Origin of the sequence: Weizmannia sp. FSL W8-0676 (assembly GCF_038593015.1) — a bacterium.
Classification (GTDB): Bacteria; Bacillota; Bacilli; order Bacillales; family Bacillaceae_C; genus Weizmannia; species Weizmannia coagulans.
The window spans coordinates 676,546-690,593 of the sequence record NZ_CP151954.1 but is presented as its reverse complement, the minus strand read 5'-3'; the positions used below and the strand labels follow the sequence as shown (position 1 = coordinate 690,593).

General features: G+C 44.7%; 11 protein-coding genes and 2 pseudogenes. 5 read left to right on the top strand and 8 right to left on the bottom strand.

Translation table 11 applies throughout. The annotated features are described in order from the left end of the window. Positions 1–449 precede the first annotated feature (449 nt). Positions 450–1,832 (top strand): transposase, encoded by a 1,383-nt coding sequence (locus NST20_RS03280; RefSeq protein ID WP_342399745.1) that lies wholly within the window; start codon positions 450–452, stop codon positions 1,830–1,832. Between the two features lie 521 nt (positions 1,833–2,353). Here NST20_RS03280 and NST20_RS03275 read toward each other — a convergent pair. The 7 genes and pseudogenes from NST20_RS03275 to NST20_RS03245 all read right to left on the bottom strand — a co-directional run bounded on the left by NST20_RS03275 (position 2,354) and on the right by NST20_RS03245 (position 8,078). Next, entirely contained in the window at positions 2,354–2,719 is a 366-nt protein-coding gene (locus tag NST20_RS03275; protein WP_342400065.1) for a DUF262 domain-containing protein, read from the bottom strand. Between the two features lie 21 nt (positions 2,720–2,740). Further along, positions 2,741–3,310: a hypothetical protein gene (locus tag NST20_RS03270; protein WP_061574998.1), complete on the bottom strand. Its 570-nt coding sequence runs from the start codon at positions 3,308–3,310 to the stop codon at positions 2,741–2,743. Positions 3,311–3,372: 62 nt separating this feature from the next. Beyond that, positions 3,373–3,606, bottom strand: a complete 234-nt coding sequence (locus NST20_RS03265) for a single-stranded DNA-binding protein (RefSeq protein ID WP_017554272.1) — start codon at positions 3,604–3,606, stop codon at positions 3,373–3,375. Between the two features lie 470 nt (positions 3,607–4,076). Further along, positions 4,077–4,367 (bottom strand): annotated as a pseudogene (locus tag NST20_RS03260) (integrase core domain-containing protein); the annotation flags it as partial. A gap of 227 nt (positions 4,368–4,594) precedes the next feature. Next, positions 4,595–5,756, bottom strand: a pseudogene (locus NST20_RS03255) (IS3 family transposase). Positions 5,757–6,178: 422 nt separating this feature from the next. Continuing rightward, positions 6,179–7,570, bottom strand: a complete 1,392-nt coding sequence (gene rlmD / locus NST20_RS03250; RefSeq protein WP_342400064.1) for a 23S rRNA (uracil(1939)-C(5))-methyltransferase RlmD — start codon at positions 7,568–7,570, stop codon at positions 6,179–6,181. A 181-nt stretch (positions 7,571–7,751) separates the two neighbouring features. After that, the gene (locus tag NST20_RS03245; protein ID WP_017553163.1) at positions 7,752–8,078 is read right to left on the bottom strand and encodes an acyl carrier protein; all 327 of its coding nucleotides are present in this window, start codon (positions 8,076–8,078) and stop codon (positions 7,752–7,754) included. 370 nt (positions 8,079–8,448) lie between these two features. Here NST20_RS03245 and NST20_RS03240 point away from each other — a divergent pair, with 370 nt between their 5' ends. Further along, positions 8,449–10,641, top strand: coding sequence for an alpha-galactosidase (locus NST20_RS03240; RefSeq protein ID WP_342400063.1), 2,193 nt, complete (start codon positions 8,449–8,451; stop codon positions 10,639–10,641). A gap of 193 nt (positions 10,642–10,834) precedes the next feature. Beyond that, positions 10,835–11,455, top strand: a complete 621-nt coding sequence (locus NST20_RS03235; RefSeq protein WP_017553165.1) for an RraA family protein — start codon at positions 10,835–10,837, stop codon at positions 11,453–11,455. Between the two features lie 219 nt (positions 11,456–11,674). On the opposite strand, the gene NST20_RS03230 is transcribed toward NST20_RS03235, so the two are convergent. Beyond that, positions 11,675–12,853, bottom strand: a complete 1,179-nt coding sequence (locus tag NST20_RS03230; protein WP_342400062.1) for a pyridoxal phosphate-dependent aminotransferase — start codon at positions 12,851–12,853, stop codon at positions 11,675–11,677. A gap of 149 nt (positions 12,854–13,002) precedes the next feature. Here NST20_RS03230 and NST20_RS03225 point away from each other — a divergent pair, with 149 nt between their 5' ends. Continuing rightward, positions 13,003–13,626 carry a YhbD family protein gene (locus NST20_RS03225; RefSeq protein WP_013858555.1) on the top strand — a complete coding sequence of 208 codons (624 nt, stop codon included), beginning with the start codon at positions 13,003–13,005 and terminating at the stop codon, positions 13,624–13,626. A gap of 13 nt (positions 13,627–13,639) precedes the next feature. Further along, positions 13,640–13,987, top strand: coding sequence for a polymer-forming cytoskeletal protein (locus NST20_RS03220; protein ID WP_258433157.1), 348 nt, complete (start codon positions 13,640–13,642; stop codon positions 13,985–13,987). Positions 13,988–14,048: the final 61 nt, after the last annotated feature.

The following is a 14,048-nucleotide window of genomic DNA, read 5'->3' as shown; positions in this document are numbered from 1 at the left end:
ATTTATTATAAGTGTCTAAATTTTTCCACTTTGTTCGGTTTTCAATGGATTAAGCTACTCATTCCTGTGGTAAATATTGTAAAACGGAAAAGGATGATTTTTTTTGAGAGCCCTTGCCAAAATGCTATATCCCCTGAAACTGTAAGCAGTCAGACAATTAAAGGTCGTTGATTTATTCCACTAAAGAAAGAAGACGTTTGTAGGAACATTGTGACAAATGTAAAAAGAAATTGTGAGTTTTTGATTTTAATGGGGTAAATTTATTTATGATAAGTGTCTAAATTTTTCCATTTTGGTCGGTTTTGGGCGGGTTTCAATAGATTAAGCTACTCATTCCTGTGGTAAATATTGTAAAACGGAAAAGGATGATTTTTTTTGAAAAAAAAGAGCCATGAAAGCCACTCCTTTGTTAAGATATAAGTACGACCAAATATCCAGGGAGTGATTTCATGACTATTTCTATTCTAACACAAACCAGAGACTTTTCAATACAACAAAATTTGATTCCCCACAATTGGCAAGACTATGCCGATATACCATTTGTCATTCCAGCCATGTGTTTCCCATGGGAGATTTTTAAGCCGATTGAACGAGAATACTACACCCTTTTATATTTGCACCTAAAAAATGAAAGAGCACATGATCCTTCTAATGAAATACAACCGGCACTATTTTCAATAACGGAGGAAGAAGACAAGTCTGCGTCTTCATTATTTCATCTCCCTTCCACTGGGAGAAAACCGCATCCTTTCATGCCCTTTTTTCGTGCTTTTGAACTGGCCTCTTTACAGTATATTGAAGTGATGGTGGAGAGTGTCTATTTGCAAGTGAAATCAAACCCGCTATTTGCCACCATGTGTGGATTTACGGAGAAAATTCCGAGCTACCGTTCCTTTGCTCGTTTTGATCAAATCATGACAACAAATGGTCTTTGGGAAAAAGCCCGGCTATTGGTTGTTGAATATAATAAAGGGGAAGGCGTGGTTGAAACGAATGAGGAAGCAGCCGCCGTGGATACATCGCATATAGAGGCAGAAGCAACCTTGAATAAAACAAGGAAGACGTGTTCTTGTGAGGGTGATTGCGATTGCCCCAAAGTCCTTACGGACGACAATGTAGGGGTAATGCGTAAAAGTAATGCAGTCTCCTATATTGCGCATAAATTATCAATGGTATGCGGGGTGAGATCCGGTTTGCCTTTGACGCGGGAAGTATTTAAAGGAAATACACCCGATGGGAAAACATTAGAACCGACATTGGAAACGTTTAAGACAGAGCACCCCGAGATGGCTGAGCAGTTGAGCTTTATCCTGGCAGATGGAATCTACCAAACGCCGGAAAATCAAAAAGTGACAAAGGATGTATTACAGGCGAAATTGGTGGCACCGATCAATCCACGGAACCGTAAAGATAAACCAACTACCGCCCGGGGGATTGAAAAAATCAACCGGTACGGCACTCCCATCTGTATCAGTGGACATAAAATGGAACTTAGAGGATCTGATCGGGAAAAGGGGCAATATATTTACACTTGTCCTGTATTTCATCCAAATGCCAAGCAAGAAGGTCTCACCTGCCCGCTAGCGAATCACGCGGAATGTTGTAATGGGGCAGCACAAGGAAGAGTATTTAGGATAGACTTTGATCAAACGCCTCAAGTAGATGTCGAGTTGCCGCAACATGGGCGCACATTTGAAGTGTTATATAGTGCCAGGACGATCATCGAAAGAATCTTTGGCATTCTAAAAGACGGATACATGTTTTTTGCAAGAAAAAAGTGCAGAGTATTGCAGTATATAAATTCGTTTATACCGCATAAAAATTCAATCTGAATTCTCGCTATTAAGGGCTTGACATGGAGCCTCTGCAGCCATGATTCTTTTGCCAAGCGGCCAGCTGTAACAGATTTGGCAAACCCAAACAGGTTATCATGGCTACCCCTCCATGTAAAGCCCCTCTGCATAACCATTTGCATAGAAATTTTGCACATCTCTGCACTTTAATTTTGCAATAAACAGATACAGTCTCCGTCGTGTTCACAAGCGTGGGAAACAGGCAGTTGAAGCTCATGTAGATCGATGCATGATATCTATGCATATCATGGCAAATATGGCGTACCATCAGACAGGAAAGGCCAATTGTGGATGGACACGCAATCGACTGCAAAGAGCAAATTAAGTTATTCACAGGTGGATATGTGAATAACTCAAATGAACGTTTTCTTTCCACAAAGGGTAGTGAAAAAAACCATTTTGTGAAGGCGGGATACGTATGCCCTTTTTTTGAAGAAAAATGACCGTTTTACTTCTATTGAATTGAAAATCTGGATGAAAAGGCAAAAAAATCGGGATAATTAATTTTCCAGAGCCTCGCTCAAGGGTATATTTTTATTTTGGCAGAGGCTCTTAGACAATTGATTGTATTTTTCTTGTAATAACCCCAGATTTTTCTCACCTAAACAGTATAGAAGAATCGAAAGAGTTGTCAGTCGTTGTTGGCCATCGACAATATTATATTTTTCATTTTCTTTATGTAAAATTACTGAGCCAATTCTATATTCTTGTAAACCTTCATGGTATGCATTATAAGTATCTTGAAAAAGCGTATTTGCAGACTTCACACTCCAACTATACGGACGCTGATATGATGGTAAAGTTAATTTCATATGAAGTAATTCATGAATCTTTCTTATTTTTAATTCATCTTGAAGCAAAGCCATCTGCATGTCCCCCTAACTACTTCAAATCTCGATTATGTAATATTTACGACCCTTGTTTAAGGCCTGCCAGATAAAATTATATCTACCTGATAACGTAATGTAATCTTTATTTTTTCCTACGCCGGTTGGCTTAAAAATACTTCCGTAAACAGAATATTCTTCTCTAAAAAACTTATAAATGCCTTCATTGTTACGTCCTTCATAGAAAGACCTATCAGAAACAAGAGTAACAGTAGCTGTTTTAGTAAATCCTCGGCTCTTAAGTTCTTCCATGAATTTAATATCCTTTACGAATGAATACATCTGTTCTGGATACTGGCCATTTAATGGACACTTAAGTTCAATGGCATACTTCTCAGATTTGTCTTCATTAAATATAGTAATATCTATTTCCTTCTTAATAGTTTTGATATCTGGTGTGAAATATGACACATTTCTTTCAAATTGAATACGATAGTCCGGAAGCTTATCACGTAAGAATATCCCCAGCTCATGCTGGAGGCTAAACTCATTATAAATTTCAATACTATTAGACTGCACAAGTAAGAAAAAGTCTTCTACTAATTGCCTTAAATTAAGCAAAGCATCCACCCCATACACCCTAATATAATTTATAGTTTTTTATTGCCCTTCACAATAGTTTTGCTATATCCTCAAACCTTCTGATACCTCTGCTGGTTAGATGACGTCTTTTCAATTGCCTTTATATTACCTTCTATTTTATTTACGTAGTTTAAAAATAAAGTCCCAAGCAGAAGTCGATCCTTTCTGGGTATTCTATTCCATACATAACCCTTGAACAGATCTTTGACAAGAAAGACTTCACCTTCATTCAAGTTTTCAGTTTCCTTAATAGCTTGTTCTAGTAACTCATTAACATCACCCATGTTGTCATCTCCTTATCAATAACAATATTAACAACATTGTTAATAAGATTATATACCTTTTACCAATTCTAGTCAATAAGAAGAAAACCACCAATCAAGAGAATAAATATATCTCCTGAATGGGGGTCATTCATGTAGGTTATGTTTATACATCTACTTCTACACCAGATTTAAATTCAATAGTTAGTTTATCATCATAGACCGTTATTCTAAGGTGGACCCCATCGTCAAGACACAAATTTAAAATTTTTAAGGTGGGGCAGAATCTGAAAAACAGATACTGACTAATAGAGCGTGAGGATGCTCATTGGAGGCAGTTAGTGGACAGTTCACATTTTTTGGAGTGATTCATCCTGCTTTATTTTTCCTTCTCCGGGGGTGTTGTGTCAAGGGCGAGTGTAGCGAGGGCTTTGCCGAACCCTTGACACAACACCCCCGGAGAAGTATCCTCTACCCGAAGGATGAATCACTCAAAGGCCATAAACGGAGGCAGGAGTCTTATAGCCCAGGGCCTGATGGAGTCTTTCGTGATTATAGAATTGTATAAAGTTACCAATCTCTTTCCTTGCTTCTCTAGGGGAATTGTATTCTTTTAAATATACTTCCTCATACTTGATGGTTCGCCAAAGCCTTTCGGTAATGATATTGTCAAGGGCTCTTTTTTTGCCGTCCATGCTGATTTTAATCGTGTTCTCAAGCACCAGATCCGTGTATTTGGGACTGGTAAAATGGCTGCCCTGATCACTGTTTAAGATCTCTGGCCTGGCGACTAAGTGGATTTAAGTCAATATTTTGGACACCAATAAGTGAAATTTAATTTTGATCTCATGCCATATTTTTCATGACTGCTGGTCGCTTGACATGGAGCCTCTGCGGGCGTGGTGTTATGCGAAGGGCGAAAGGGGCAATGATTTCTTTCGCATGGCAAACAAGCCTGCCACACCCGCCACTCCATGTAAAGCGGATGCTTGTAAAATTGTGAAGAGCACTACGCTGCCCCTTTGATACTGTCTTCTGTCTCTTGTGGCGTCATATAGCCCAAGCAGCTATGAATCCGTTTCCGATTGTACCAGCCTTCTATAAATTCGAATAAGGCTCTTCTGGCAGCTTGAAAGTTCAAATAGTTGACTCTGTAGATCTCTTCCTTTTTCAGAATTGCATGGAAAGACTCAATGCAGGCGTTATCGTATGGGCAACCTTTTTTACTGAAGGAGTGTTTGAACTGCTTCTTTTCCATGTATTCTGCAAATTTCTCGCTTGTATACTGGGATCCCAAATCAGAATGCAAGATCAATCCCGGACCTGGACGTTGTGCCTGATAAGCGTTTTCTACTGCCTTTAAAGCCAGTTCAGTCGTCATGTGGCGGTCAAAAGCGTAACCGACAATCTTTCTGGAATGTAAATCCATTACGGAAGCCAGGTAGCACCAACCGTCTCTCAAAGTATGAATGTACGTAATATCCGTAACCCATTTCTCGTTGATGGTTGTCGTTGAGAAGTCCTGGTTCAGCAGGTTATCGTGTTCTTCCATCTTGCCCTTATTGGAATGGGGACGGTACTTTTTTCTGATAATGGAATAAATGCCTGCAGCCTTCATCAAACGCTGAACCCGTTTCAGGCTGACTTTGAGCCCTTCTTTTTCAAGCATATGGCGGATCTTCGGCGCTCCGTACCTCTGCTTGCTTTCCGTATGGATTTTTCGTATTCTGTCTGTCAACTCCCGGTTTTCCCGTTTTGTTTTTGACTCTTTTTTTGTTTGGATTGATAGTAGGTACTTCTCGGCACGTCAAGGACCGTACACATGGTTTTAAGGTCATAATGGTGTTTGGCTCTTATCTCGTCAATCATGGATATAACAGTGGTTTGATCTACTTCTTTGCGAATATGGCCATAGCTTTTTTTAAGATTTCGTTTTCCTCTTTCAGCCGGTGCAATTCTTTTTGCAGGTTCAGAAATTCTTCCGGGGTAAAAGAGCTCCCGTCATCCAGCTTAACCGGTTTTTGTTTTCTGATCCATTTGTAGATTGTCGTTTCAGACAGGCCATATTCGCTGCAGATCTGTTTTACTGGTGTTCCAGTTTGATAAAGCTCAACCACCATTTCTTTAAATTCAGCATGATAACTTTTACGTTTTTCGCTTGTGTTACCCATATCAGGACACATCCCTTCGTTAATATTATATTTCACTAAAGGGTGTCCATGAAACTATACTAGCATCATTTCCTAAAACATCTGGGACGATATTTTCCCGGCATAGCAAAAAGCAAGTATGTCCAGGTTATCCGCTGTCCCGTTTTTTCACCCAAAACCTTAGCCGCCAATGGCTTTGTTATCCATTTTACATCCTGATTGCTTTTGCAACCGGTAACAAAATAGCAATGTTTCGCTCATTATCTCCAGCTTTATTTTACCTCATTGGAAAGAAAAATTCGGAAAATTTTATTACAAATCATAAATATTCATTATAGTCCCGGTAATAAGCCGGCTATTGGAGATTTTTGATTTTGAATAAAAAATCGCCCTGATTTTGGAAAGGTGATTTTCACAAAATCAGGGCTTTTTATCGTTGCTGTTTACACATCTAAAACCAAATGCGCCACACACTCCACATGCACCGTATGCGGAAACAAGTCCACCGGCTGGACGGCAGTCAGTTTGTAGCCAAACGGTTCGAGTTCTTTTATATCCGTTGCAAATGTGTCCGGGTTGCAGGAGACATAGACAATGCGCGCAGGTTTTGCCCGGCCGATTTTGCGCATGACTTTGCCGCCGGCGCCGGAACGCGGGGGATCGAGGAGCAACAGTTCCGGGTTGCCGAAGCTTTCCAGCACTTCATCAATCCCTTTGCGTGCGTCTTTGGCAAGGAAATATGTGTTTGAAATGCCATTGTCTTTTGCATTCCGTTTTGCCGATTCGATCGAGGATTCAACAATTTCAATGCCGGCAAGTTCCCTGACACGGTCCGCAAACGGCAGCGAGAATGTGCCGACGCCGCAGAACAGGTCAATCATTTTTTCCGCTTTCTCCGGCCGACCCATTTCAAGCGCAAGATCGACGAGTTTCTGTGCCTGTACTGGGTTGGTTTGGAAAAATGTATCGAACCATATCCGGTAACGGTAACCATCCATTTCATCGTAAATAAAATCACGTCCGGAGAGGACATGTGTTTTTTCCGCCTGTGTCCGGTCTGCCCAATCGGTATTTTCGAGCCAGAGCAGGCTTTTTACTTGCGGGAATTTGCCGGTGATCCGTTCTGCCAAATCGCGGGCCGCTTCAGCCAGCTCCCCGTCCGGCGCTTTTGTTGCAAACAGGGCGAGCATCATTTCCCCTGTTACAAAAGACTGGCGCACCATTAAGTGGCGTAAGAGGCCTTCGTGCGCATCTTTGTCATAGCCTTTTAAGCCATGTCCTTTTACCCATGCGGCCACTTCCATCGCGCCACCCACCATTTCTTTTCCGGCAATCAGGCAGGTTTCAAGCGGAATCACTTTCCGGAAATTCCCTTGCTCATGCAGGCCGAGCGATCCGTCCGGGGCAAATGTAAATTCCATTTTATTGCGGTAGTGCCAGGGATTGTCCATGCCGATCGTATCACGGACAAGCGCCGGGTCAAAGCCTTGTGCGGCAATGGCTTCTTTTACATGGGCAGTTTTTTGCTTTAACTGGCCCTCGTATGCCCAGTGCTGCCAGACACAGCCACCGCACCGGTCAAAGTGCGGGCACATTGGCGCCACCCTTTCCGGATGGGCTTCGAGAATTTCTTCCGGCAGTGCCTTTCTTCTTCTTTTTTCCGGCTGGTCCACGGTGACGCGCACTTTCTCCCCCGGAAGCGTACGCGGAATGGTCAGTTTTAATTTTTTCGCGTTGCCAAGTTCATTTTCACGCCAGACAACCGCCTGCCCGGAACCTTTTGCATCCAGGCCGCGGATTTCCGTTATCAATGATTCCCCTTGCAAAATGGCCAATCCAATCTCTCCTTCCAATGAAAAACGAATATCTCAACACATTTGATGTGTAAAGTTCTTATATTCAAAAAACGGGGCGTTTCACTGCCTTGTAATAGTATAATGGAAAAAAAGCGGTTTGCAAATGTGCATTGCGCACCGGCACCACCCCGTAAGCAAAAACAAGGCCCGTGTTCTCGGCTTATCCACGGGCCTTGTTTTGCTTTCTCATTTCCAGTATTCTCGGCAGTTTGATTGCCAGATGTTCACGGCATTTTCGCTGTTTTTCATATATATAATCTGTTGCTTTTTCAATGGAAACGAGCTTATTGATTTCATCTTCCTCTATATCGAGATCAAATTCATCCGATAACTCCACAGCCAGCTCTGATAGATCAATCCAGTCCGCACCGAGATCATCGACAAAAAGGGTGTCGTCCTTTATTTCCGAAGGGTCATCATCGAAATCGTTCAACACAATGTCGCGCACTCTTTCCCGGATATTTTCTTTTGAAATGGTTTCCCGCATCATCATCAGCTCCATTGTGTAAATGTGAACAAAATATTTCTCATCTACTTTTAATAATAGCCATTTTACAACGCCAGCACAAGAATGCAATATCCCGGCGCTAACTTTTTTATGCCAAATTTTTCCTAGGAAAGGGCGCTGCATTTTTGGGATACGAATGTGCCCGGACAGCTTCTCTACAAATCAAGTGACAAGGCCCGGTGCAAATACTAAAATGATATTAGTGTAAACGGATTCCGGAGGTAAAGCAGATGTGCCATTGCTTTATCCCATATGTATAATATTGAACAAAATCGGAATGCCCCGGCCATTCCAACTTCAGCAGTATAACTGAAAATGGCCTCTGCATTTTATTGAAGGAGGAAGATGGATGATTACATTTGATGAACAAACGAAAACTTTCCATTTGCAAAATGATGAAGTGAGTTACCTCTTACAAGTGGATGCATTCGGCTGCGTTGAACATCTGTATTGGGGAGCGCCGGTCAGGGCCTACCACGGGGGGCGCGCCTATCCCCGCATCGGCCGCAGTTTTTCCCCGAACCCGCCCGGTGCAAAAGACCGCAAATTTTCACTGGATACGGTGCTGCAGGAATTCCCGGGATACGGCAACGGCGATTTCCGTGAGCCGGCGCATGTTATCCGGCATGCGGACGGGTCAACGGTCACGGACTTCCGCTACCGGGCGTATGACATTTTAAAAGGCAAGCCGGCGCTTCCCGGACTTCCCGCTACTTTTGCCAATCCAAATGAAGCCGAAACATTGAAAATCATGCTGGAAGACAAACTCACAGGCCTTCAATTAACGCTTTTATACACCATCTTTCGCGACTTGCCGGCGATTTCCCGCGCGGCTGTGCTGACAAACGGCGGAAACAAGCCTGTTCGGATTGAACGTTTGATGAGCCTGAATGTCGATTTCCCGGCCGGACGTTTTGAGCTGTTGCATCTCCCCGGCGCCCATAAACGCGAACGGCAAATCAAAAGAGAAACGGTAACGGACGGGATCAGGCGTGTAGACAGCAAACGCGGCGCCAGCAGCCACCAGGAAAATCCTTTTTTGGCGCTTGTCCGGCCTGAAACAACGGAATTCCAAGGTGAAGCATATGCGGTGAACCTCGTTTACAGCGGCAATTTTGCCGGAATTGTGCAGCAGGACCAGTTCGGCCAGGTGCGTCTCGGGATCGGGCTGAATGATTTCGGGTTCAGCTGGGCGTTGCAGCCGGGTGACACTTTTTATTCCCCTGAAGCAGTGATGGCATACAGCAGAGACGGGCTGAACGGGATGTCGCAAACGTTTCACACGCTCTACCGCCGCCATCTTTTGCGCGGCAAACATAAAGATGCGGAACGCCCGGTGTTGATCAACAACTGGGAAGCGACCTATTTCCGGTTTCATGATCAAAAATTGCTTGAACTCGCCGACGAGGCGCAAAAGCTCGGCATTGAGCTGTTTGTGCTGGATGACGGCTGGTTCGGCCACCGGGACAATGACCGCAGTTCTTTAGGGGACTGGTATGAATACGCCGGAAAAATCCGGATGGGGATCAAAAATCTGGCGGAAGAAATCCATAAACGCGGCTTGAAATTCGGGCTCTGGTTTGAACCGGAAATGGTTTCGCGGGACAGTGACCTTTTCCGTGAACATCCGGACTGGGCATTGCAAATTCCGGGCCGCGGGATTTCCGAAGGGCGCTCCCAATATGTGCTCGATTTTAGCCGCGGGGATGTGCGCGAAAATATTTTCCGGCAGATGACGGATATTCTGGATCATGTCCATGTCGATTATATCAAATGGGATATGAACCGCCATATGACAGAAGTCCATTCCGCCCTGCTGGAACCGGAAAACCAGGAAGAAACCGCCCACCGCTATATGCTCGGGCTGTATGACTTTTTAGAAAAGTTGACGTCGCGTTACCCTGACATTTTGTTTGAAAGCTGTTCCGGCGGCGGCGGGCGTTTTGATCCGGGCATGCTGTATTATATGCCGCAAACGTGGACGAGCGATAATACCGATGCGGCCGACCGGCTGAAAATCCAGTACGGCACAAGCCTCGCCTATCCGCCGGTTACCATGGGCGCGCATGTTTCGGCCGTTCCGAACCACCAAACCGGCCGGGTTACGCCGCTATCGACGCGCGGTGACGTGGCAATGGGCGGCAATTTCGGCTATGAGTTGGATTTGACAAAATGCACGGAAGATGAAAAAGCGGTGATCCGGGAGCAGATTGCATTTTACAAAGCACACCGTCAATTGTTCCAGTTTGGCCAGTTTTACCGCCTGATAAGCCCTTTTGAAGGCAACAGCGCCGCCTGGCAATTTGTCTCGCCGGACCGGAAACATACCATTGCCTATTTTTTCAACGTACTGTCTGAAGCAGCCGGCCCGGTGAAAATATTAAAACTGGCAGGCCTTGACCCGGACAAAAACTACCGGCATATTGAAACAGGCAACATTTACGGCGGCGACGAACTGATGAACATCGGGCTGTATTTGCCATTGTTTAACAAACAGGACTTTGCAAGCTACAAAGCAGAGTTTGAGGCGGTGTACGAGTAAAATACTCCCCCTCTTCCCAGGCAGAGGGCACTGAAAAACGGTGAGGCACTGTGAATGGCGGTGTCTTGCCGTTTTCTTTTCCCCGCCTATTCATTTTTGTTATGAATGGGTATAACAATTTTTTATTTTCATTTTTTTCTCTATTTCAGTATAGTATACATAAAACGAGTCTTAAAGGAAGAGAGGTTCAGCTATGGATGCATTAGTAGAAGCATTCCGTTCCATTCCTGCCACCTGCATATCAGATGCTATGGATGGTTTGAATAACTTGCACCCGCGGATTAAGCCATTGAAATCGTCCTATTTTCTCTGCGGCAAAGCTTTTACTGTTAAAATGCCGGTGGGTGACAATTTAGCCGTCTTAAAAGCCATTAGAAATGCACAACCCGGCGATGTTCTTGTAGTGGACGCAAAAGGAGACGAGTACAGAGCCATTGCCGGCGACTTTGTGGTCGGGATGGCAAAAACTTTGGGCATAAGCGGGATTGTTGTGGACGGCGTTATTCGTGATATAGATGGTGTTATAAAACTGAACTATCCTGTTTTTTGCAGGGGCACAACTGTGGCAGCCAGCGGAAAAAGCGGTGTTGGCGAAATAAACGTCCCCATTTCCTGCGGGGGAGTAGCCGTAAATCCCGGGGACATCATCGTGGGCGATGCGGACGGAGTGGTGGTGGTGCCGGCAGAAAAAGGAGAAAAAATATTGCACAAAGCACACGAAAAATTGAAGAAAGACCAGCTTAGGGAAGAATCCGTCTCCGGAAACAAAGAAGAGATCATCAAGTATTTAGACTCCATGATCTCAAAATCATAACCTGCCTCTCTCTATGCACGCCCGGTTTCCATTTGGGCTGTTGAACCGCATTCTGAAAAAATGCAGCTGCCATGCAAATAGATGCATGGCTTTGAGGTTAGGTCCACTTTATTTTGCGCGAAACATTGTTATTTTATTGCCGGCTGCAATCGTCGGCTTGGCTCCAGTTTGAAAACTTTAGTCTGTTTTTACACGAAATACGGCGGACAGGCCAATGCTTCATTGCTGATATTCATTTGCCAGTTTCTTGAACGCTTCAAGCGACCGTTTCACTTTCTCTGTCGGGATGCAGTAGGCAATCCGGAAGTAGCCCGGAACACCAAACGTATCAGAAGGAACGAGCAGCAGGTCATATTCAAGTGCTTTTTTGCAAAATGCCACAGCATCCTCTTCCAAGGCTTTCGGAAACATGTAGAATGTACCACCTGGCTTTGTGATGGAAAAACCCATATCGGTCAAGGTATCGTACAAAATATTCATGTTGGTTTCATAGACTGAAAGATCCGCCGTGATGTCCAGCACTTCGGCAACAGTGAGCTGGATGATCGACGGCGGGCAGTTGTGGCCGATGCCGCGTGAGATCTGGCCGCACATATTGACAATCAATTCCGCATCCGGGCAGTCCGGGTTCACGGCTACATACCCGATCCGCTCGCCTGGCAGTGACAGCGACTTGCTGAAAGAGTAGCATGTAATCGTGTACGGATGATATTTTGCAACGTACGGAGCCTCTACATCCTTGAACACAATTTCCCTGTACGGTTCATCTGTGATGATATAAATCTCATGCCCGAATTCCCGCTCTTTTTCCTGCAAAATCTGCGCCAATTCCCGGATCGTGGCTTCCGAATAGACAGCGCCTGAAGGATTGTTCGGCGTGTTGATTAAAACGGCTGCCGTTTTGGGCGAAATCATCCGGCGGAACGCGTCAAAATGAATTTGAAAATTTTCCGTATCAGCGGGAACGACTTTTAACACCGCGCCCGTTTGATTGACGTACGGCACGTATTCAGGAAAATACGGCGCAAACGTGAGCACTTCATCTCCCGGCACGGTTACCGCCCTTAACGCGTGTGCAATGGCGCCGGCTGCCCCTGTAGCCATAAAAATATGTTCTTTCCGGTACGGCAGGCCAAACCGCCGTTTTAAGGAATCCGCAATTTTTTCACGGACCGGATCAATCCCAAGACTCGGGCTGTAGCCGTGCACCGCCGGGTTTTGCGCAAGTTCCACGAGTTTTTCGGTAAAAGCTTGTGGGACCGGCACGCTCGGATTGCCAAGGCTGTAGTCAAAAACATTTTCAGACCCGATTTCCTTCGCCCGTACTGCCCCGTATTCAGCAATCTCCCGGATGACCGATTTCTGGCCGAGCATCCTTTTGAATTCTTCCGCAATCATGTTTTTCTTCCTTTCTGAACATCCATCCTATGTATAGATATAACTATACCATATTTTGGCCCCGTTAAGATGAAATTTTCTAAATTTGCTTTCTTGTTTACAGCGCAACAGTGTTATGTTATATTAAAAGCGGCAAAGGAGTGGCAAAAATGGATGAAGATTTAATCTCCAAAAAAGATCTGCTCGAACAAACCGGCATCTCCTATGGGCAATTATACCGGTGGAAACGGAAAAACCTGATTCCGGAAGACTGGTTTATCCGCAAATCCACGTTTACCGGGCAGGAAACCTTTTTCCCCCGCGAACGCATTTTGGAGCGCATTGAAAAAATCCAGGCGATGAAAGAAAACCTTTCGCTTGATGAGCTTGCCGAAATGTTTGCACCGGGCGGCGGGCAACGGATCAGCAAGGCAGACATGCTGAAACGGGGCATTGTTTCCGATTTTGTACTCCATTTTTACATGGAACAAACGCAGGCGCAAGAACAGGCTTTTCCATTTGAAGAAGTGCTCGCCATTTTTTTATTGGAAAAACTTCTGCACGGCGGGGAGATTTCCCTTGAGGAAGGGAAAATGCTGGTGCGGCTCTTGCAGGATGCGGAAAAATCTTTTGCAACAGAAGGCACAAAGGTATGGCTGATCCGGAAGTTCGGCGTTTCCACCTGCTTTTTGACAAAAAAAGCGGAAGACATTTTATTTGATCGTGAAGCAAAAGTGATTGTCAACCTTGATCTGATGGAGTTATCGGCAGAATTAAAAGGAAAATGGCTATAGGAGGCGGGCAAAAGTGGGAAATCTTGTTATAAACGGAGTCGCATCCTCGAACGGCGGGACTTTTGGCGATGTCATCGTGAATGGAAAAGGAACAGTGAACGGCGAGATCCAGTGTAAAAACCTGGAATCCAATGGAATAGCGGCTTTTAAAGGAAACATTGTTTCACAAAATGCCACTGTCAATGGAACGGCAACCTTTCACGGCAGTCTTTCCAGTAAAAGCGTGCAGGTTTCGAGAACAGCCAAGTTATTGGATGATGTCCTAATTGGACAAAAGCCCCCCGGTTCCCAAGTGATTTGTCTAGTTAGAAGCCCCAATTGGACAAAAGAACCACGCACTGTGCGGGTTTTGTCCAAGTAGCTGGCCGCGTTAGGAAAGCGAAGGAAAAGATATTTCGGCTGCTGCCAAACGCACTTTTGTC